Below are 20,045 nucleotides of genomic sequence, written 5' to 3'. Positions count from 1 at the left end.
GCACCACGGCTCAGAGATGCACCACCGGGCAGGTCAGCGTGCGAGTGATCCCCTCCACGTTCTGCACCCGCGCGACCACGAGCTGGCCCAGCTGGTCCACGGTTTCCGCGGTGGCACGCACGATCACGTCGTAGGGACCGGTGACGTCCTCGGACGTGGTCACCCCGGGCACGTCGGCGATCTCCGCCGCCACCGCGGCCGCCTTGCCGACCTCGGTCTGGATCAGGATGTATGCATGGACCACGGCGTGCCCTTTCGTCGGTACGAGCGGTGTGCGGGTAGGAACGGTGTAGGCAAACTAGCGCCGGACCCGGGAAAAACCTAGGGGATCCGACTGTCGGTGGTCGAGCTGACGACGGCCTAGAGGAAGCGGAGGTGACCGGTGTCACCGGAAGACGGCTCGGTGGCCGGGACGGGCGAATTCGCGCTGATCCGGCGGATCACCGGAGGACGCCGGCAGCCGGCGTCCACCCTGCTCGGGCCCGGCGACGACGCGGCGGTGCTCGCCGCGCCGGACGGACGGGTGGTCGCGACCACCGACGTGCTCGTGCACGGCGTGCACTTCCGGCTCGACTGGTCGAGCCCGGCGCAGGTGGGGCGCAAAGCAGTCGCGGTGAACCTGGCCGACGTGGCGGCGATGGGCGCGAAACCCTCGTCGGTACTGGTCGGTATCGCCTGCCCGCCGGACACTCCCGCGCAGGTCGTGGCAGAGATCACGGACGGGATGTGGGCCGAGGCGGCTCGCGCCGGCGTCGGGGTCTCCGGCGGGGATCTGGTGAGTGCCGATCAGCTCGTGCTCAGTATCACCGCATTGGGCGACCTGGAGGACCGGGAGCCTGTCACCCGGGCGGGTGCGCGGCCCGGGGACGTGCTCGCCGTGGCCGGGCGGCTGGGCTGGGCCGCGGCCGGGCTCGCCGTGCTGCGTCGTGGATTCCGCTCTCCGGTCGGGGTGGTGAACGCCCAGCGCTGCCCGGAACCGCCGTACGAGGCCGGCCCGCAGGCCGCGCTCGCCGGCGCGACCGCGATGCTGGACGTGTCCGACGGTCTGCTGGCCGATCTCGCGCACCTCGCGGACGCCTCCGAGGTCGGTCTCGACGTGCAGACCGGTCTGCTGGAGGTTTCCACGCGGCTGCAGGAGGTCGGCAGCGCGCTCGGCGCCGACCCGTTGACCTGGGTGCTCACCGGCGGCGAGGACCACGCGCTGGTCGCCACCTTCCCGCCGTTCGACGATTTGCCCGAGGGCTGGCGAAAGATCGGCGTGGTGACCATGCCCGGCTCCGGGGTGACCGTGGACGGCGAGGAATACGGCCGTCCGGGCGGCTGGGAACACTGGCAGCAGTAAGGGTTCCCGGAGCCGCTTACGCTGGCGCCGTGGAGATTCGTACCGTCGCTTTCGACCATCCTGACGCGGCCAAGCTGTCAGCCGAGGTACAGCAGGAGTACGTACGCCGGTACGGCAACCAGGACGAGACGCCGGTCGCCGTGGCGGAGTTTGCACCGCCGCAAGGACTGTTTCTGGTCGGCTACCTCGATGGGGTGCCAGTGGCTTCCGGAGGTTGGCGTACGCACGAGGGTGCTGGAGAAGTCGAACTGAAGCGGATGTACGTAGTGGAGTCCGCGCGCGGCAGGGGAGTCGCCAGGGCCATGCTCGCCGAACTAGAGCGCACGGCGCAGGCGGCGGGCGCCGTACGCGTCGTACTGGAGACGGGTACCAAGCAGCCAGAGGCGATTGCGCTCTATCTCTCATCGGACTATCACGAGATCCCGGCCTTCGGCCTCTACGGTGATCAGGTGGAAAGCCGTTGTTACGGCAAAAACCTCGCCCGTGACTGACCGAAGGACCGGATTTGGCCATCTACGCACTTGGTGATTGCGAACCGACGATCCACCCGGACGCGTACGTGCACCCCGATGCGACAGTGATCGGCGATGTGCGTATCGGCCCGCGTGCGTCGGTGTGGCCACAGGCGGTGCTGCGCGGGGACCACGGGTATATCGAGATCGGCGAAGACTCCAACGTGCAGGACGGCTGCGTACTGCACTGCACTTCGCGGCACCCGACGATCCTCGGGCCGTCGTCGGCGATCGGTCACGCTGTACACGTTGAAGGCGCGACGATTGGCACGGGTTGTCTCATCGGGTCGGGTTCGGTGGTCCTGAACGGAACGGTGATCGAGGACGGCGGCATGGTCGGCGCGGGCGCTGTGCTCTCGTACGGCGCGTACGTGGGTTTCGGCGAGATCGCGCTGGGCGTACCCGCGAAGGTGCGGCCGAACAAGTCCTTCTCCGCCGAGCAGATCGCGCGGGTCGTCGATTCGTACGTACACCGCGGCGCGCTCTTCCGATCCGAGCTGCGTCGTCTCGACCCGCTACGGTGACTTCGCGTACGTCGCGCTAGGCTCGTGGGCCGTGACCGCACGACCGCTGCATGAGATCGTCGAAGCAGGCTGGGCGCAGGCCCTCGAACCGGTGGCCCCGCAGGTCGCCGCGATGGGGGAGTTCCTACGCGCCGAGATCGCGGCAGGCCGCACGTACCTGCCGGCGGGTGAGCATGTGCTGCGCGCCTTCCAACAGCCTTTCCAGAACGTACGGGTGCTGATCGTCGGCCAGGACCCGTATCCGACGCCCGGGCACGCGGTCGGGCTGAGCTTCTCGGTGGCGCCGGACGTGCGCCCGATCCCGAAGAGCCTGATCAACATCTACAAGGAGTACACCGAGGACCTCGGTCATCCGTTGCCCGCCAACGGCGACTTGACCCCGTGGGCCGATCAGGGGGTGCTGCTGCTCAACCGTTCGCTCACGGTGCAGCCGCACAAGCCCAACTCGCATCAGGGCAAGGGCTGGGAGCAGGTGACCGAGCAGGCGATCAAGGCACTCGCCGCTCGTGGTGGGCCGCTGGTGGCCGTTCTGTGGGGGCGCAACGCGCGTAACCTGCGGCCGATGCTGGGCTCGGTGCCGTGCCTCGAATCGGCGCACCCGAGCCCGCTTTCGGCGCACAACGGCTTCTTCGGCTCGCGTCCGTTCAGCCGCGCGAACCAGTTGCTCACCGAGCAGGGCGCCGGACCGGTGGAGTGGAAACTGCCCTGATCGGCGTGTCCGTTCCGGGTACGCGGCTTCGACCTCGTAGGTGAGAACGAACCCGAACCCAGGAGGACAGCCATGACCGCCACCGTCACTTCCGCCGACGGCACTTCGATCGCCTTCGACACCTATGGCGTCGGCTCTCCGGTCCTGCTGGTCGGTGGTGCGGTGAACGACCGCACCACGGTCGCAGCGCTGGCCGCGACGCTGGGTGAAGCAGGCTTTCAGGCCGTCGCCTTTGACCGGCGAGGCCGAGGTGGCAGCGGCGACGCTTCGGTGTACACCGTCGAGCGCGAGATCGACGACGTTGCTTCGCTGATCGAAGCGGTGGGCGGTTCGGCCGCGCTGTTCGGCCACTCGTCGGGCGCGATCCTGGCACTCGAAGCCACCGCTCGTGGACTGCCGGTCACGAAGCTCGCCGTGTACGAGCCGCCGTTCATCGTCGGCGACGCGCGGCCGCGCCCTGGCGAGGACCTGGCCGAGCGCATCAGCGCCTTGCTGGCAGAAGGAGACCGTGACGGCGCGGTCGAGCTGTTCCTGACCGAGGGGACCGGCGCTCCGGCGGCTGTTGTGGACAGTATGCGGAACACGCCGGTGTGGGACTGGTTCGTGAGCCTGGCCCACACCCTGCCCTACGACCTGGCGGTCTGCGGCCCCGGCAACCACTTGCCCGCCGATCGCCTCGCCGCGATCACGGTCCCGGTGCTGTCGCTGTCCGGCGGCGCAGGCGAGGGGTGGATGGCGACCTCCGCCGCAGCCGTCGCGGACGCCGTCGCGCACGGCCGACACGAGGTAGTGCCCAACCAGGATCACGGTGTACTCAGCGCACCCGAATCCCTGCGCGAGCTGCTGACCACCTTCTTAAGATGACCCTTTGGCGCCCATCGCCCCGCGCCTCACCCGGGCCTGCGCGACACACGAGCAGTAGCCACTGACCGGCGACCCCCTGGTGACCAACGGATCGTGACTCACCCGGGCCTGCGCGACACCCCACGACCACTGCCCAGTAGCCACTGACTGGCAACCACCGGATCGTGACTCATCTTTGGTCAGGGTCGACCCCCAACGACCAGGGCAAAGTAGCCACTGGCTGGCGACCGCCACCCGCGACTTGCGCCGGTCAGCGTCGACACCCGACAACCACGGCCCAGTAGCCGCTGACCGGCGACCCCCTGGTGACCAACGCATCGCAACTCACCCTGGTCAGCGTCGGTACTCGGCGATCGCGGCCCAGTGGCCACTGGCTGGCGACTCCCTGACGACCACCGCCCCGCAACTCACCCTGGTCACGTCCACACCGGGCGACCACACTCATGGGCCACTGGCCGACCACAACCTGGTGACCACCGCCCCTGTGACCACCGTTTCGGCGACCACTGGGCTCCAAACGACCACAAGCCGGTGACCTTCGTGCCTGGCCGACCACCGTGGGGGTCCAGGGGGCTCGCCCCTAGCGGGGGCACGGGGGTTCGACCCTCGTAAGACACCGGACGACAAAAATGGCGAGTGCCCTCCACGAGCACTCGCCACCCTTTGTCGTCCGTCGCTTAGCCGCGGACGACCTTGCCCGCCTTGATGCACGACGTGCAGACGTTCAGGCGCTTGCGCTGGGACACGCCGATCTTGGCGTGCACAGTCTGGATGTTCGGGTTCCACCGGCGGTTGGTACGCCGGTGGGAGTGCGAGACCGACTTGCCGAAGCCGGGTCCCTTGCCACAGACGTCGCACACGGCAGCCACGTCGAACTCCTCTGGATACTGGGACAAAGAATGCGTACCCGAACGCGCCGGGCAACTCGACCATAGTAAGCCAGTGGTCTCCGGGGTCTCGCCGCGGGGTCGATACCCTCGCGGGGACCAGCGAGGAGGTTACGGCGTGCAGGTGCTCGACGCGGCGGCGGTGTCGGACTGGGCGGGGGCCTGTGTGCGCAGCCTGTCCGCATTGCGCCCGGCGATCGACGGCATAAACGTCTACCCGGTCGCGGACTCCGATACCGGCTCCAACCTGCTGTACACCATGACCGGCGCGTACGAGGCTCTTGCCGGCGCCGAAGCCACGGAGGCCGCGACCGCGCTGGCCGTATTGGCGCGTGGCGCGGTCCGGAATGCGCGGGGCAACTCCGGGGTCATCCTGTCGCAGGTGGTACGCGGGATCGCGGAGTGGGCTGAAGGGGGCGTGGATCTCGACGGCGCCGGTCTCGCCGCCGCGCTCGGCCATGCCGACGAGGTCGCCACGGGGGCGGTTAGCCGCCCGGTCGCCGGAACGATGCTCACTGTGTTGCACGCCGTGTCCGCTTCCGTACGCGGAGATACACGTGCGCTCGCCGAAGTTGCCCACGCTGCCGCTCTCAGCGCTGCTGCGGCGTTGGAAGAGACTCCGCGACAGCTGCCCGCCCTCGCGAAGGCCGGTGTGGTGGACGCAGGGGGACGTGGCCTCGTAGCAGTCCTCGATGCGCTCGCTGCGGTGATCACCGGCGAAGCAGTGCAGCCCACGCATGACCTGGAAGCCGTACGTACGCCCGAGCCGCAGCCGTACGCGTGGGAAGTGATGTACCTGCTGGACGGCGTCGACAAAGACCGTCTACCGGCGTTTCGCAAGGAGCTGAGCGGTTTCGGAGACAGCGTCACCGTGGCCGGCGACGGTTCGGGCAGTCACGCTGTACACGTGCACTGTGCTGACATCGGTGCCGCTATCGAAGCGGGGCTCCAGCTGGGCCGTCCCCGGCACATCCGTGTCGAGCCATTGATCACGCCCACGCCGATCGAACCCGGTGGCGGGTTGGACCGTTCGGTGGTCGCAGTGGTCCGCGGCGGCGCTCTGGCCGAGCTGTTGCGGGCCGAAGGGCTCGCGGTGCTGGCTGTGCCCGAGGACGAGACGCCCGGCGTCGAAGACATGATCGGCTTGTTCAACGAAGTCGCCGGGCAACGCCTGATCGTGCTGCCGGGCGGTCCCGACCTGACTGTGGCCGCCAACGTCGCGGCAGGCCATCCGATGGTGGGTGATCGCGAAGTGGTCGTGATCCCGTGTGCGTCGCCGGTGCAGGTGCTGGCCGCGCTCGCGGTGCACGATGCGGACCGCCGGGTGAACGACGACGTGGTCGCCATGGCCGAGGCCGCCGCCGCGACCAGGCGTGGCGAGCTTCGGATCGCCCGGGAGGAGTCGCTAACCTGGGTGGGCCGGGCGCAGTCCGGCGACGTGCTCGGCCTGGTCGACGACGAGGTGGTGCTGATCGAACCGGCACCGGCTTCGGAGGCGAATCTCGTTGCGTCCGCGATGGGCGTGCTCGCCCGGATGCTGGCGCTCGGCGGCGAGCTGGTCACCGTGCTCGGCGGTGCGGACGCCCCGCCGGGGGTGGCCGTCGCCCTCGCCGCGCAGCTCCGGCTGGAGCACCCCGAGGTGGAGTTGACGAGTTATGCCAGTGGCCAAAGTGACGCAGTGCTGCTGATGGGGGTCGAATAGCGATGGCCGAGTTGCAGGACAAGCTTCCGCTGCTGCTGGGCGCGAAAACGGCGAAAGCGCTGGCCGGTGCGCTTGGCATCGAGACTGTTTCGGATCTGCTGAGGCACTATCCGCGCCGATACGCCGAGCGTGGCGAGCTGACCGACATCGCCGGGCTGGAGCTGGGCGAGCACGCGACCGTGCTGGCGCGGATCGAGAAGATCAGCAAGCGCCGGATGAAGTCCCGCAACGGCACCATTCTCGACATGGTGATCACGGACGGCCGGCGTCGGCTCGCGTGCGCCTTCTTCAACCAGGCGTGGCGCGAGAAGGAGCTGGCGCCCGGCAAGACCGGGCTGTTCGCGGGCAAGGTCACTGCGTTCCGGGACACGCTTCAGCTCGCCAACCCGGAGTACGAGCTGCTCGACGCCGAGCGCGAAGCGGAGGCCGTGGACAACTTCCTGGCCGAGATCATCCCGGTCTACCCGGCTGCGCAAGGCATGCCGACGTGGTCGATCGCGAAGTGCGTACGGCAGGTATTGGACGTACTGGAGGTCGGCGACGACCCGATGCCCGAGGAGCTGCGTACGCGGCACCACTTGATCGGGTTGGAGCGCGCGCTGCGCGGTATCCACCGCCCGGAGGACCGGGCGCATCTGGAGAGCGCGCGGCACCGGCTCAAGTGGGACGAAGCTATGGCCGTACAGCTGATTTTCGCGCAGCGTCGGCACTCTGCGGTGTCTCGCCCGGCGAAGGCGAGCCCACACCACGACGGTGGCATTCTCGACGCGTTCGACAAGCGGTTGCCTTTCGACCTCACTGCGGGGCAGCGTGCGATCGGCGAGGAGATAGCGACGGACCTGTCGTCCGAACACCCGATGAACCGCCTGCTGCAGGGCGAAGTCGGCTCGGGCAAGACAGTGGTCGCGTTGCGCGCGATGCTGCAGGTAGTCGACTCCGGTCGGCAGGCCGCGATGCTCGCGCCCACTGAAGTGCTTGCGGCGCAGCACGCGCGGTCGCTGCGGGAGATGCTCGGCGAGCTGGGGATGGCGGGGGAGCTAGGGGCGGCCGAGAACGCAACCCGGGTTAGGTTGCTGACCGGCTCGATGGGCGCGAAGGAACGTAAGAAGGCGTTGCTGGACACTGTGAGCGGCGAAGCTGGCATCGTCGTCGGCACGCACGCGCTGATCCAGGACACCGTGCAGTTCCACGATCTCGGCCTCGCCGTGGTCGATGAGCAGCACCGCTTCGGTGTGGAACAGCGCGACGCGCTCCGGTCGCGCGGGTCGGATTCGACGAGTCCCCATGTGCTGGTGATGACCGCGACGCCGATCCCGCGTACGGTCGCGATGACCGTCTACGGCGACCTCGAAACATCCGCGCTGCGTGAAATGCCGGTCGGGCGCTCGCCGATCAAGACGTCGGTCGTCCCCGTGACGGAGAAGCCGGCGTGGTTCGACCGTGCGTGGGAACGGGTACGCGAAGAGGTCGGAAAGGGCCACCAGGCGTACGTGGTGTGCCCGCGGATCGGCGATGAGCCGCCGTCGGACAAGAGCGACAAGCGGCCGCCACTGGCTGTGCTGGACGTGGCACCGGATTTGGCGAACGGTGCGTTGAAAGGCTTGAAGATCGCCGCGCTGCACGGCCGGATGCCCGCGGACGAGAAGGACGCCGTAATGCGGGCCTTCGGCGCAGGCCAGATCGAAGTCCTCGTGGCGACGACCGTCGTCGAAGTCGGCGTGAACGTGCCCAACGCGACCGCGATGGTGATCCTCGACGCGGACCGGTTCGGCGTGAGCCAGCTGCACCAGCTTCGCGGCCGGGTGGGCCGGGGCAGCGTGCCCGGGTTGTGCCTGCTCGTCACGGATGCGCTGGACGGTACGTCCACTCGCGAACGGCTGACCGCCGTCGAGTCCACTACGGACGGTTTCGAACTGTCCCGCATGGACCTGGAACTACGGCGCGAAGGTGACATTCTCGGCGCCGCGCAATCCGGAAAGCGCTCCGGCCTCAAGCTGCTTTCGCTGCTCCGGGACGAGGACGTGATCACCGAAGCGCGGACACAGGCGCAGGAGATCGTGGTCGCCGATTCGGCCCTGGCGTCGCATCCCGGACTAGCGCAGATGGTGTCCGACGTGGTGGACCTGGAACGGGCCGAGTTCCTGGAGAAGAGCTGATCCGCCCCGCGGTCCAGGCCGACGCCGCTGGTATCGCCGAAGTGCACGTACGCTCGTGGCAGGCCGCGTACGCAGGACTTCTCCCAGCCGACTTCCTGCAAGGCCTGTCGATTGAATCGGCGACGCGCACCTGGACCACCCGCCTCGCCGAGCCCCGTCCGGACGGCGCGATCCTCGTGACGTCCGGACCGGGCTCGGCGATCGCCGGCTTCGCTGCCACCGGCCCCCAGCCGAGACGACGACGCGTCTCCGGAAACGGGCGAACTCTATTCGATCTACCTGCTCCCCACCGCCTGGCGCCACGGCCTGGGCACTGCCTTGCACGACCACGCGATGACCACCCTGGCGGGCACTTTTGCCACGGCCACCCTGTGGGTCCTGTCCACCAACACCCGAGCCCGCCGCTTCTACGAACGCGTCGGCTGGACCCCCGACCCGAGAACGAAAATCGACACCGTGGCGGACGGCCGGATCACCTTGGAGGAAGTCCGGTATCGATTCTCCTTGCGGGACCGGAGCTGAGGCCGGGCGCCCTCGTGCTGGGGGCGTCGTGAATGCTGACTCCCGAGCGTTGAAGCTCAGTCCCCAGACGCGGCCACCACGGCGCTGACTTCTTTGGTGGCCCATCTCCGCTCACTGGCCCCAGTCCATCGGCAACGGAGCGAACGGAAACTTCAGTCCATTGCCGAACATCACGCAATCGGCGCGCTCCGTATCGACATGTATCTCCGCGAACTGGCCGCCATGACTTCCGGCGCTGCAAGGCTCGTCGCGCGACATCTACATGGCGGCGACCGTGAAGCTCCTGGACGAACTTCACGGTGGCGACAAGAAGATCATCCTGATGACCCATAACGGGCACCTCCAGCGCATGCCCTTCTCGCCGATGCCGAACATGGCCTTCCCGTCAGCCGGTGTCCATCTGGCAGAAGAGTTCGGCGGCGAGTACTTCGCTCTCGGGCTCACCGCCGGCGCCGGGACCACGACTGGCCTCGTGCCCGATGAAGGTGAACGCCTCGGCTTCCGCGTATTCGAGCAGGAGTTGCCGGCACCCGTCGACGGCAGCGTCGAATCTGCTCTGGCGGGAGCGGGTCCCTGCGTGGTCGATTTGCGGCAACACCGGGCGAACGACGAGCCAGGGCCATCGAGCATCCGGCATGCACACCTGTTCACACCCGTTGATGTCGTGCAGGCTTTCGACGCGCTTGTCTATCTGCCGACCATGTCAGTCAGCAGCCACGTGCCGCGCCAGTAGCCGTTTCGCCGTTTTTCGGCAACGACACTCAAGCCAGCCATACTCCTGCCTCACCACGCAGGAGTTGCCAGTCGCCGCCGAGGGGCGAAGCCCTCAACGAACGCAAGCTTGGACCGGAGGCTCGGCGACTCGGCCTGCTTCACCGCATTCCCGCGATGCGCGACGGCACAAAGCACCGCTCACGACAGGGAGCCGTCATGCAGCGCGCCCGATACATCGGCCGGTTGATCACCGATGTCCTCGCGCCGATCAGGTGCCGATCAACGGCAACAGCGCGTTCTCACTTCATCACCATCCGCTGGGCAGCAACCCCAGTGTCCCCGCTCGTGCGGCGCGGTCGACCGGCTTCCGGCACGGGACCAGCCCATCGTGTGACGCCGAGTTGCCGCCCGATGGCGACCGGGATACGACCCAGGCATGCGGAACCGAGCGGCGCGTGGTCTTTTTTCGGCAACTATGACGTTTCTGCTGGTCACCGGCGTGCAGACGCCGGCGTTGGCGGCGGGCGGGACCCAAGGCAATCCGCCGAGCTGGGCGCTCGACCGGATCGATCAGCGAAGCGGGCTCGACCAGAAGTACCACTACGATGCGGACGCCGCGGAGGTCACCGTCTACGTGATCGACAGCGGCGTGGACGCCAAACACCCCGATCTGCAGGGCCGCGTCCTGCCGGGCAAGGATTTTCTCGGCCAGGGCACGGACACCTCGGACACCAATGGTCACGGCACCCGGGTCGCCGGGATCGTCGCCGGTCGCACCTATGGGGTCGCCAAGGCTGCGCAGATCTTTCCCGTCCGGGTACTGGACAAGGACGGCGGCGGCTCCACGGACACCATCATCGCGGGTCTGGACTGGGTCGCGAAGAACGCGCACCAGCCGGCAGTCGCCGTGCTCGGCATCGGCGGCGTGCCCAATGATCAGCTCGACAAGGCGGTCGGCGACCTCGCCGCGGTGATGCCGATCGTCGTCCCGGCCGGGGAAGGCAGCGCCGACGCGGCGCAGACTTCGCCCGCCAGGGCCGCCGACGCGCTCACCGTCGGGGCCAGTGACGTCCAGGATCAAGCCGCGAGCTTTTCCAACTTCGGCACACCGATCGATCTGTACGCGCCCGGTGTCGACGTTCCCGCGCCACTCGCCGGATCGCCCGCCTCCGGCACGATGTCCGGCACTTCGATGGCCGCCGCGGTGGCAGCCGGAGCCGCCGCGATCTACCGGGCGGAGCACCCGGACGCTTCGCCTTCCATGGTCAACGCGGGGCTGGTCCAAGCCGCGACGCCGAATCTGCTCAAGAACGTTCCTTCCGGAACGGCGAACCGGCTTTTGTGCACGCTGCCTGCAGCTGGCGCGTGACTGTTGTGCGACGGCCCGTGGCGCACACATCATGCACGCAGGTCGGTGTGCATGATGTCCATCACTTGGACGGCAGCTCCCGGACAGCGGGAAAAACCGGGTAACGTGCCTACGATACCGATCCGCAACGGGAAGGGCCGGGCATGTTCCGCAAGGTGCTGGTGGCCAACCGCGGGGAGATCGCCATCCGGGCGTTCCGCGCGGGCTACGAACTGGGCGCGGGCACGGTCGCCGTGTTTCCGCACGAGGACCGTAACTCACTGCATCGGCTGAAGGCCGACGAAGCCTATGAGATCGGCGAACCGGGGCACCCGGTCCGTGCCTACCTCTCGGTCGAGGAGATCGTTACCGCCGCCAAGAAGGCCGGCGCCGATGCGATCTACCCGGGTTACGGCTTCCTGTCGGAGAATCCCGACCTCGCCCGCGCCTGCGAAGAAGCGGGCATCACCTTCGTGGGTCCGTCGGCGGACATCCTCGAACTGACCGGGAACAAGGCTCGCGCCGTGAAGGCGGCCCGGGAGGCCGGTGTTCCGGTCCTCGGCTCCTCGCAGCCGTCGAGCGACATCGACGAACTGGTCGCCGCGGCCGACGAGCTCGGCTTCCCGGTGTTCGTGAAGGCGGTCGCCGGCGGTGGCGGGCGCGGAATGCGGCGGGTCGAGGACCCGGCGTTGCTGCGCGAGTCCATCGAGGCCGCCGCACGCGAGGCCGAATCGGCCTTCGGCGATCCGACGGTGTTCCTCGAGAAAGCCGTGGTCGAACCGCGGCACATCGAGGTGCAGATCCTTGCCGACGGTGAGGGCAACGTGATTCACCTCTTCGAGCGCGATTGTTCGGTCCAGCGTCGCCACCAGAAGGTGGTCGAGCTGGCCCCCGCGCCGAATCTCGACCCCGAGCTGCGGGACCGCATCTGCGCCGACGCGGTGCGGTTCGCCCGCCAGATCGGCTATCGCAACGCCGGCACCGTCGAGTTCCTGCTCGACCGCAAGGGCAACCACGTCTTCATCGAGATGAACCCGCGCATCCAGGTCGAGCACACGGTGACCGAAGAGGTCACCGACGTCGATCTCGTGCAGTCCCAGCTGCGCATCGCCGCCGGGGAGACCCTCGACGACCTCGGTCTCTCGCAGGACCGGATCTACCTCCGCGGCGCCGCGCTCCAGTGCCGCATCACCACCGAGGATCCGGCGAACGGTTTCCGCCCGGACACCGGCATGATCAGTGCCTACCGTTCCCCGGGCGGCTCCGGCATCCGGCTCGACGGCGGAACCGCCTTCTCCGGCACGGAAATCAGTGCCCACTTCGACTCGCTTCTGGTGAAACTCACCTGCCGCGGCCGTGATTTCCGCACCGCGGTCGGCCGGGCCCGTCGTGCCGTCGCCGAGTTCCGCATCCGTGGCGTGGCGACGAACATCCCGTTCCTGCAGGCGGTGCTCGACGACCCGGACTTCCGCGAAGGCCGCGTGACCACGTCGTTCATCGAGGAACGGCCGCATCTGCTCACCGCGCGACATTCCGCCGACCGAGGTACGCGGCTGCTGACCTACCTCGCCGACCAGACGGTGAACCGTCCCCACGGCGAACGCCCGCGTACCCCTGACGCCGCGACCAAACTGCCGACGCTGCCCGCCGACCTGACCCCGCCGGACGGCTCCAAGCAGAAGCTCACCGAACTGGGCCCGGACGGGTTCGCGCGCTGGCTGCGGGAATCGCCCCTGCTCGGCGTCACCGACACGACCTTCCGCGACGCCCACCAGTCGCTCCTCGCGACCCGGGTCCGCACGAAGGACCTGCTCGCCGTGGCGCCGGTCGTCGCCGCGACCGTGCCGCAACTGCTCTCCCTCGAATGCTGGGGCGGCGCGACCTACGATGTCGCGTTGCGCTTCCTGGCCGAAGATCCGTGGGAACGCCTGGAGAGGCTGCGCAAGGCCGTGCCGAACATCTGCCTCCAGATGCTCCTGCGCGGTCGCAACACCGTCGGCTACACGCCTTACCCGACCGAGGTCACCACGGCCTTCGTCGAGGAGGCGACCGCGACCGGGATCGACATCTTCCGCATCTTCGACGCGCTCAACGACGTCGAGCAGATGCGCCCGGCCATCGAGGCGGTCCGCGAAACCGGCGCTGCCGTCGCCGAGGTCGCCCTCTGCTACACCTCCGATCTGTCCGATCCGAACGAAAAGCTCTACACCCTCGACTACTATCTCAAGCTGGCCGAGCAGATCGTCGGCGCCGGCGCGCACGTCCTCGCCATCAAGGACATGGCGGGCCTGCTCCGCGCTCCCGCCGCAGCCCGGCTCGTGACCGCGCTGCGCAAGGAATTCGACCTGCCGGTACACCTGCACACGCACGACACCGCGGGTGGCCAGCTGGCCACCTACCTGTCCGCGATCCAGGCCGGCGTGGACGCGGTCGACGGCGCCGTGTCGTCCATGGCAGGCACCACCTCGCAGCCTTCGCTCGGCTCCATCGTCGCGGCCACCGACCATTCGGCGCACAGCACCGGCCTCGACCTCCAGGCGATCGGCGACCTCGAGCCCTACTGGGAGAGCGTGCGCAAGATCTACGCGCCGTTCGAGGCCGGCCTCGCTTCGCCCACGGGCCGCGTGTACCACCACGAAATCCCCGGTGGTCAGCTGTCGAACCTGCGCACTCAGGCCATTGCGCTCGGGCTCGGTGACCGCTTCGAGGACATCGAGGCGATGTACGCCGCGGCGGACCGGATTCTCGGCCACCTGGTGAAGGTGACGCCGTCGTCCAAAGTGGTCGGCGACCTCGCCCTGCACCTCGTCGGCGCCGGGGTCTCCCCGGCCGACTTCGAAGCCGAGCCGAACCGGTTCGACATCCCCGATTCGGTGATCGGCTTCCTGCGCGGTGAACTCGGTGACCCGCCGGGCGGCTGGCCGGAACCGTTCCGCACCAAGGCACTCGAAGGCCGACCGGCCGCAAAGCCGGTGGTGGAACTGTCCGAAGAGGACCACAAGGAGCTGACCGACGACCGGCGCGGCGCGCTGAACCGGCTGCTGTTCCCCGGGCCTGCCAAGGAGTTCCTGACCCACCGCGAGGCCTACGGCGACACCAGTGTGTTGCCCAGCAAGGACTTCTTCTACGGGCTGCGGCCGGGCGAGGAGTACTCGGTCGACCTCGAACCCGGTGTCCGGCTGCTCATCGAGCTGGAAGCCATCGGCGAAGCCGACGAGCGCGGCATGCGGACTGTCATGTCCACGCTCAACGGCCAGCTCCGGCCGATCCAGATCCGGGACCGGTCGATCGCCTCGGACATTCCGGCCACCGAGAAGGCCGACAAGGGCAACCCGAAGCAGATCGCCGCGCCGTTCGCCGGCGTGGTGACGCTGCAGGTGGCCGAAGGCGACCAGGTGGCAGCCGGAGCGACCGTGGCGACGATCGAGGCGATGAAGATGGAAGCGTCGATCACCGCTTCGGTGGCGGGCAGGGTCGGTCGGCTGGCTATCACCTCCGTTCAGCAGGTCGAGGGCGGGGACCTCCTCATCGTGCTCGAATAGCACCCCGCCGCGCCAGTTTTATCGGTAGTGATGGGCCCTTTCGCTCCGGAATGGAGCGAAAGGGCCCATCACTACATTTTGGGCTCGCCTTGACGGGGGTGGGCGCGCTAGCGTCGATCGCATGCTGATCAACGCGGTGCCGCAGTGGCAGGGTGCGATCGGTCCCCGTGCCCGGGGCCTGATCGACGGTTGTCTTGCGCTTTCCGAGCTGGCCGGGCATGTACTCGGCCGGCCGGTGCACCATGTTCGCCAGGATCCCGCGCCGTCCAGCGTTGTGGCCGGGATCGCCAATCGGACCTCGCTCACGGGCCCGAATCGGCAGTCCCACCTGGCCGCTCTCGAGGCACCGGAAGGCCCGGTGCTGACCATCGGCGGCGATTGCGGCGTGGAACTGATCCCGGTCAGCGTCGCCCGGTTCCGCTACGGATCCGGGCTGGGCATCGCGTGGTTCGATGCGCACGCGGATCTGAACACCGCGGATTCCTCGCCCTCGGGCGCATTCCACGGCATGGTGCTGCGTTCGTTGTTCGGTGAGGGCGACGAGGAGTTCGCCGCCGATCCCGCGCTCGTTCCGGGCCGGGTGGTGCTGTCCGGCACCCGTGCCCTCGATCCCGCGGAAGAACAAGCCATCGCCGCCGGGCTCGCGGTGCGGGCCGACGACGTCGTCGGCGCGCTGCGCTCGGCCGGCGCCGACCGGGTCTACCTGCACCTGGATCTGGATGTCCTCGACCCGGCTGAATTCGGTGGGCTGAACCGTCCGGAGCCGGGCGGCCGCACGATCGGCGAACTGGTCGAGGCAATCGACGAACTGTCCGGAATGGACGTCGTCGGCGCCGGTATCACCGAGTGCGCGAGTGCGGAAGTCAGCGCTCTGGAACCGATTCTGGCCGCAGTGGGGAGGGTGCTGATGAAGAGCTGATTCCCGCACTTCTTCGCGCCGAGGCCGGTCTTTCCAGGTCTCGTCCGGCAAGCGAACCGGGGAACTGCACGGGCAGAAGGAGGTGCGCCCGCGCCGTGTGGAAAATGGTTCGCAGAACGGCGAAAACCGCGCCGGTCGGACGTGTGCCGGGTCCCTGCTTCCTGGAGCCGGCCATCGGCGCCAGGTTCCCGGAACCCGGCGCCTGGGCTGGAGACCGATTTCCGGTTGCGGTGGTGTGAGCTGAGATCGAGTAGCGGGGTATCACTGGCGGGCAACAACTCTCGGCGAACCAGTCGTCCGAGGCCGGTTTTGCGGAGCCCGACCGGTCCGTCCGGAGGCTCTGCGTAATCCAGGCCCCAGTGCCCACTGCTGGTGGCAATTCGCTGCTACTTGCTTGCTGGGTGGGCGACTTCGACCTGCTTGTACTCGCCTCCTGGTTTCCCTTGCCTGGTCTCGTGTTCCCGGCTTTCACGCCGCTGCCTGGATTCGGTTGCCTGGTTTCAGGGCCGAGGTGCGTCCACGCTCCGGCTTTCCAGCGCCGCCTGCACAGCCGCGACAGCCGCAGCCTGGTCGACACCGAGTTCGTGTGCACGAAGCACGTACTCGGCGGCGGCCTCGCGGAGCAGCATGTGCGGGTCCGGTCGATCGGCCGGACCCGTCACGACTGTTCCGCGTGCTCGGGCCGTCGTGACCCAGCCTGCGGTCTCGAGTTCGCGGTACACCCGGGCGACCGTGCCGGACGCGAGCCCGAGATCTCGGGAAAGCTGGCGGATCGGCGGGAGCCGGGCGTCCCGGGGGAGTGCTCCGGTCGTGATGGCTCGGACGATCTGGTCGTGCACCTGCCGCCACGGCGGAACGCCGCTTTCTGTTTCGACGACTACTCGTAGCGGCATTACCGTGCCGGGGCAGGAGTGGTGCGGTCCTTCTTCTTCCGTGGGGGTGGACCGGCGATCGCGGAGAAGACTGCGAGGGTCACCAAGATGGCCACAAAGGTGGGGAACTGCATCTTGCCGCTCGGAATCCAGCCGGCCATCGCGGCGGTGCCCGTGGTCAGGCCGACGGCGACACGGGCGCTGCGGGTCCGGAGCACCATGTCGACCTCCGCGTCGCCGGTGGCTGGCCGGCGGACGGCGAGAAGCACCATGCCCCATGCCACGGCTGCAGCAACGAGGACCAGCCCCAATGCGGCCCATTGCCCCGAAATGGCGAGACGCACGACGGCGCCGAGTTCGGCCAGGCCTGCGACGATGAAGGTCCACAAAGGAGCGAAGTCGAGCACCCGGCGGGTGGTGAGCACAGCTTCTCGCCGAGCCTGACGGGCTGGGCGTTGTGCGACCACCTCGGCGATCAGCCCGCCGAGCAGCGCCACGATCACCACAGCGCCCGCGCCGCCCATGATCGGGAGACTTTTCAGTTGGGGGATGAGCGGAATACCGATGAACAGCCACGGATACCAGAACCGGCGACGGCGCAAATAGCGCACAGCGACCGACACCTGGTCCGGGCTCGGCTCGGGCACCCCCCACTTGGTGAGCAGGCGGACTCCTTGCCGATCACCGGGCCACAGCACGATGAGGATGACGAGACCGAACACGCCGCAGCTGATCGCGACAGCCAGTACGTTATCGGAGTTCATGGTGGAGACCCTTCCTCTTGTATCAAGTGCATGCTACAAGATGGCCTGCGGCTGTGCCACGCGGTGACTCCGTGACGGTGGCCGGCCGTTGCCGCTGAACGGCAACTCTGGAATCGGGCTCCGAGGTGCGGTGGCGCGTGGCCGGCGGCGTTGCCGGAGCAATGATCGGCGATCGGACTGGGTGTGCCGCTGGGAAGCCTCGTCGATTCCCCAGGGGTGGGCCTGCGATGCACTCGTTTCGCCGATCGGCGGCGAATCCTGACTGGCGATCCGGGCTGCTTGTGCTGCCGCCAGTTCTCCCGAACGATGGACCGGTCGTTCTCCGATGGCGGCGATGACGCCGTCGCCTCGTGGTGGCAACCCACCGACAGGTGCCGATCGGCCCGGTCGGTGGGTTGCTCGGATCGTTGCCGAAAAACGGCGACGGACTGGTCCAGAGTGGGTTGATGGTCAGCCGTTGGCGGCTGTTGCCGTTTGGCGGCGAGACATGCTGGCCACGTTGGCGTTGCGGAGTTCCGGTTCGGTCGCTTGGTGGGGGACGGTGAACGAAGGGGGCGGTGTTGGGCTGGCTGAGTGGGGGATTCGCCGTTTGGTGGCGACGGTTGCGAGGTGTCGTTCTGTGGTGCGTAGGCTGTGGATGATCTGGGTGCGATGGGGCGGACCGGTCACAGAGGTCCGTTGCCGAGCAGCCACGCTTTGCGTTCGGAGAGGTCGGCGCAGGCGCCGTCGGTGATAGTGCACGGTGTGGGCGGGCCAGGTGGCGTCGTGGGAACTGGCGACTGGGTGACCGCTCGTTCGGCCACTGCCCGGACGGCGGGCGTGGCGCTCTCGGCTGCTGTGCAGCCGGCCAGGATGCCGCCTGCGGCCAGTACGCAGAGCCCGGCCAGGGTCCTTTGTGCATTCATTTCCAGCTCTCCGGGGTGCTCGGTTGATCGAGTGCCGGGTGGACGCCCAGGCGTCGGCTGGGGTTTAGGCCGGGCCGTGCGAAGCAGGTCAGAGGGGTCGCAGGCGGCGGTGAGCCAAGGCTTGACGCTGGGGATGTGGCGACAAGTGGCGAGGCTGAGGGCCGGTGCCTGCGGTTGCCCTTGCGTGGCGACGGGCGGTGTTCTGGACATCGCCCTGCGAGGGGGTGAGGGTTGGGTCGGGGACCCGGCATTGCCGTTGGGCGGCAACGTTGGAGGTTGGCGTCGTTGTTGCATGTCAACGCCGAGGGCCGATGTCGCCGTTGGGCGGCAACGTTGAGCATTGACGTTGCTGTCGCGTCGCAGCGTTGAGGGCCGGTTGCCGTTGGGGTGGCTGCTGAATCGGGCGTCGGAGTTGTCGCTGAATGGCGACGGCCGGGATTGGGCCGGGGGCTCGCCTTTGAGCGGCGAAAGTGGAGTTGTGCGCGGTGGTTGCCGTTTAGAGGCGAAGGCAGTTCGGTGGGTGGGCTCTGGCTGTCTCGGCTTCGCCGTGGCAAACACGAGCGGCCCAACACGAGCGGCGCAACACCAACGGCAGGGCAGGCATTGCAGAGCACTAGCGGCCCAACACCAGCGGCAGAGCACGTACGCAGAGCACGAGCGGCGGCCCCGCCCCCTGGCGGGACCACCGCACGTCCTGGCCGGGCCAGGCGGAAACGGCGTCAGTTCTTGAGGTCCGCGATGATCTCGTAGGAGCGCACGCGGTCCTGGTGCCCGTGGACCATGGTGGTGACCATCAGCTCGTTCGCGTCCGTATCGGTGAGCAGCTGCTCCAAGCCCTTCCGCACGGTTTCCGGCGAACCGATGATCCCCGAGCCGAAGCGCTGCGCGAGGAATGCGCGGTCCATGTCCGTGTACGGGTACTTCGCGGCCTCTTCCGGTGTGGGCAGTGCGATCGGGCGCCCACGGCGCAGGCTCAGGAAGGTGAGGCCGCTCGGGCCGGCGAGGAACTTCGCGCGCTCGTCGGTTTCCGCGGCGACCACGGAGACGCCGAGCATCACGTACGGCTCCGAAAGAACCTCAGACGGACGGAAGTTCTCTCGGTAGAGCTTCACGGCAGGCAGCGTGTTCTCGGCGGCGAAGTGGTGTGCGAAGGAGAACGGTAGCCCTAGCCGTCCGGCGAGTTGCGCGCTGAAGCCGGACGAGCCGAGCAGCCACACCGGCGGCTTGTTCCCCTCCGCCGTCACGGCGTTGACGCCGCGCGCCGCGTCGTGTTCGAAGTAGCTGATCAGCTCCATCAGCTGCTCGGGGAAGTTGTCCGCGGACAGCCCACCGGGTCCACGCAGGGCCAGCGCCGTACGCTGGTCTGTCCCCGGCGCGCGGCCGAGACCCAGGTCGATGCGGCCCGGGTGGAACGCCTCCAACGTGCCGAACTGCTCGGCGACGATGAGCGGCGCGTGGTTGGGCAGCATGACGCCGCCGGAGCCGACGCGAATGGTCTCCGTGGCATCGGCCACGCGCCCGATCAGCACCACTGTGGCCGAGCTGGCGATGCCCGGCATGTTGTGGTGCTCGGCAAGCCAGTAGCGGTGATAGCCGAGCCGTTCGGCGTGCCGGGCGAGGTCGATGGTGTTGCGCAGCGCGTCGCCGACCCCGTTCCCCTCCGAGACAGGGGACAGGTCGAGTACGGACAGCGGGACGTCAGGCAGCGAAGTCACGTACAGCAGCAACGCGCGGGACGGCGATTCCCTTCCCGCGCGAAGGTG

19 protein-coding genes are annotated in these 20,045 nt (G+C 68.3%); 12 read left to right on the top strand and 7 right to left on the bottom strand.

Annotated elements, in window-relative coordinates:
- Positions 1-10: 10 nt before the first annotated feature.
- Complete coding sequence (locus tag ATK36_RS08825) at positions 11-244, bottom strand: Lrp/AsnC ligand binding domain-containing protein (protein ID WP_098510818.1); 234 nt, start codon at positions 242-244, stop codon at positions 11-13.
- A 138-nt stretch (positions 245-382) separates the two neighbouring features.
- On the opposite strand from ATK36_RS08825, the gene ATK36_RS08820 reads away from it, so the two are divergent.
- The 5 genes from ATK36_RS08820 (at position 383) to ATK36_RS08800 (ending at position 3,951) form a co-directional block, all read left to right on the top strand.
- Entirely contained in the window at positions 383-1,342 is a 960-nt protein-coding gene (locus ATK36_RS08820) for a thiamine-phosphate kinase (RefSeq protein ID WP_098510817.1), read from the top strand.
- A 29-nt stretch (positions 1,343-1,371) separates the two neighbouring features.
- Complete coding sequence (locus ATK36_RS08815; RefSeq protein WP_098510816.1) at positions 1,372-1,833, top strand: GNAT family N-acetyltransferase; 462 nt, start codon at positions 1,372-1,374, stop codon at positions 1,831-1,833.
- A 14-nt stretch (positions 1,834-1,847) separates the two neighbouring features.
- Positions 1,848-2,378, top strand: coding sequence for a gamma carbonic anhydrase family protein (locus ATK36_RS08810; protein WP_098510815.1), 531 nt, complete (start codon positions 1,848-1,850; stop codon positions 2,376-2,378).
- A gap of 31 nt (positions 2,379-2,409) precedes the next feature.
- The gene (locus tag ATK36_RS08805) at positions 2,410-3,087 is read left to right on the top strand and encodes a uracil-DNA glycosylase (protein ID WP_098510814.1); all 678 of its coding nucleotides are present in this window, start codon (positions 2,410-2,412) and stop codon (positions 3,085-3,087) included.
- 72 nt (positions 3,088-3,159) lie between these two features.
- Positions 3,160-3,951, top strand: coding sequence for an alpha/beta fold hydrolase (locus tag ATK36_RS08800; RefSeq protein WP_098510813.1), 792 nt, complete (start codon positions 3,160-3,162; stop codon positions 3,949-3,951).
- Positions 3,952-4,628: 677 nt separating this feature from the next.
- On the opposite strand, the gene rpmB is transcribed toward ATK36_RS08800, so the two are convergent.
- Positions 4,629-4,820, bottom strand: a complete 192-nt coding sequence (gene rpmB / locus ATK36_RS08795) for a 50S ribosomal protein L28 (protein WP_091623274.1) — start codon at positions 4,818-4,820, stop codon at positions 4,629-4,631.
- A 136-nt stretch (positions 4,821-4,956) separates the two neighbouring features.
- On the opposite strand from rpmB, the gene ATK36_RS08790 reads away from it, so the two are divergent.
- The 3 genes from ATK36_RS08790 (at position 4,957) to ATK36_RS33390 (ending at position 9,218) form a co-directional block, all read left to right on the top strand.
- Positions 4,957-6,540 carry a DAK2 domain-containing protein gene (locus ATK36_RS08790; RefSeq protein ID WP_098510812.1) on the top strand — a complete coding sequence of 528 codons (1,584 nt, stop codon included), beginning with the start codon at positions 4,957-4,959 and terminating at the stop codon, positions 6,538-6,540.
- Positions 6,541-6,542: 2 nt separating this feature from the next.
- Positions 6,543-8,696, top strand: coding sequence for an ATP-dependent DNA helicase RecG (gene recG / locus ATK36_RS08785; RefSeq protein ID WP_098510811.1), 2,154 nt, complete (start codon positions 6,543-6,545; stop codon positions 8,694-8,696).
- Between the two features lie 213 nt (positions 8,697-8,909).
- Positions 8,910-9,218, top strand: a complete 309-nt coding sequence (locus ATK36_RS33390; RefSeq protein ID WP_342752085.1) for a GNAT family N-acetyltransferase — start codon at positions 8,910-8,912, stop codon at positions 9,216-9,218.
- Between the two features lie 111 nt (positions 9,219-9,329).
- On the opposite strand, the gene ATK36_RS33385 is transcribed toward ATK36_RS33390, so the two are convergent.
- Positions 9,330-9,476 (bottom strand): hypothetical protein, encoded by a 147-nt coding sequence (locus ATK36_RS33385; RefSeq protein ID WP_245914530.1) that lies wholly within the window; start codon positions 9,474-9,476, stop codon positions 9,330-9,332.
- Positions 9,477-9,492: 16 nt separating this feature from the next.
- Between ATK36_RS33385 and ATK36_RS08775 the strand changes: the two genes are divergently transcribed.
- From ATK36_RS08775 to ATK36_RS08760, 4 genes are all read left to right on the top strand, one after another.
- Positions 9,493-9,951: an erythromycin esterase family protein gene (locus ATK36_RS08775; protein WP_245914528.1), complete on the top strand. Its 459-nt coding sequence runs from the start codon at positions 9,493-9,495 to the stop codon at positions 9,949-9,951.
- Positions 9,952-10,407: 456 nt separating this feature from the next.
- Entirely contained in the window at positions 10,408-11,301 is an 894-nt protein-coding gene (locus tag ATK36_RS08770) for a S8 family peptidase (protein ID WP_245914527.1), read from the top strand.
- 143 nt (positions 11,302-11,444) lie between these two features.
- Positions 11,445-14,822: a pyruvate carboxylase gene (locus ATK36_RS08765; protein WP_098510809.1), complete on the top strand. Its 3,378-nt coding sequence runs from the start codon at positions 11,445-11,447 to the stop codon at positions 14,820-14,822.
- Positions 14,823-14,943: 121 nt separating this feature from the next.
- Positions 14,944-15,741, top strand: a complete 798-nt coding sequence (locus ATK36_RS08760; RefSeq protein ID WP_098510808.1) for an arginase family protein — start codon at positions 14,944-14,946, stop codon at positions 15,739-15,741.
- Between the two features lie 500 nt (positions 15,742-16,241).
- Here ATK36_RS08760 and ATK36_RS08755 read toward each other — a convergent pair whose 3' ends face one another.
- The 4 genes from ATK36_RS08755 to ATK36_RS08745 all read right to left on the bottom strand — a co-directional run bounded on the left by ATK36_RS08755 (position 16,242) and on the right by ATK36_RS08745 (position 19,997).
- The gene (locus ATK36_RS08755) at positions 16,242-16,634 is read right to left on the bottom strand and encodes a GntR family transcriptional regulator (protein ID WP_098510807.1); all 393 of its coding nucleotides are present in this window, start codon (positions 16,632-16,634) and stop codon (positions 16,242-16,244) included.
- Positions 16,634-17,377: a hypothetical protein gene (locus tag ATK36_RS08750; protein ID WP_098510806.1), complete on the bottom strand. Its 744-nt coding sequence runs from the start codon at positions 17,375-17,377 to the stop codon at positions 16,634-16,636. The genes ATK36_RS08755 and ATK36_RS08750 overlap by 1 nt, the downstream gene beginning before the upstream one ends.
- Before the next feature lie 665 nt (positions 17,378-18,042).
- Positions 18,043-18,282, bottom strand: a complete 240-nt coding sequence (locus tag ATK36_RS31355; RefSeq protein ID WP_141544398.1) for a hypothetical protein — start codon at positions 18,280-18,282, stop codon at positions 18,043-18,045.
- A gap of 719 nt (positions 18,283-19,001) precedes the next feature.
- Positions 19,002-19,997, bottom strand: coding sequence for an LLM class flavin-dependent oxidoreductase (locus ATK36_RS08745; protein WP_170069669.1), 996 nt, complete (start codon positions 19,995-19,997; stop codon positions 19,002-19,004).
- Between the last annotated feature and the right edge of the window lie 48 nt (positions 19,998-20,045).

Source organism: Amycolatopsis sulphurea (assembly GCF_002564045.1).
GTDB lineage: Bacteria > Actinomycetota > Actinomycetes > Mycobacteriales > Pseudonocardiaceae > Amycolatopsis > Amycolatopsis sulphurea.
This window is presented reverse-complemented; position numbering and strand designations above follow the sequence as displayed.

Bases quoted from the DNA above. Each gene is read 5' to 3' on its own strand.
- ATK36_RS08800 (WP_098510813.1), top strand. From the start codon at position 3,160: ATGACCGCCACCGTCACTTCCGCCGACGGCACTTCGATCGCCTTCGAC.
- recG (WP_098510811.1), top strand. From the start codon at position 6,543: ATGGCCGAGTTGCAGGACAAGCTTCCGCTGCTGCTGGGCGCGAAAACG.
- ATK36_RS33385 (WP_245914530.1), bottom strand. From the start codon at position 9,476: ATGTCGCGCGACGAGCCTTGCAGCGCCGGAAGTCATGGCGGCCAGTTC.
- ATK36_RS08770 (WP_245914527.1), top strand. From the start codon at position 10,408: ATGACGTTTCTGCTGGTCACCGGCGTGCAGACGCCGGCGTTGGCGGCG.
- ATK36_RS08765 (WP_098510809.1), top strand. From the start codon at position 11,445: ATGTTCCGCAAGGTGCTGGTGGCCAACCGCGGGGAGATCGCCATCCGG.
- ATK36_RS08760 (WP_098510808.1), top strand. From the start codon at position 14,944: ATGCTGATCAACGCGGTGCCGCAGTGGCAGGGTGCGATCGGTCCCCGT.
- ATK36_RS08755 (WP_098510807.1), bottom strand. From the start codon at position 16,634: ATGCCGCTACGAGTAGTCGTCGAAACAGAAAGCGGCGTTCCGCCGTGG.
- ATK36_RS08750 (WP_098510806.1), bottom strand. From the start codon at position 17,377: ATGAACTCCGATAACGTACTGGCTGTCGCGATCAGCTGCGGCGTGTTC.
- ATK36_RS31355 (WP_141544398.1), bottom strand. From the start codon at position 18,282: ATGAATGCACAAAGGACCCTGGCCGGGCTCTGCGTACTGGCCGCAGGC.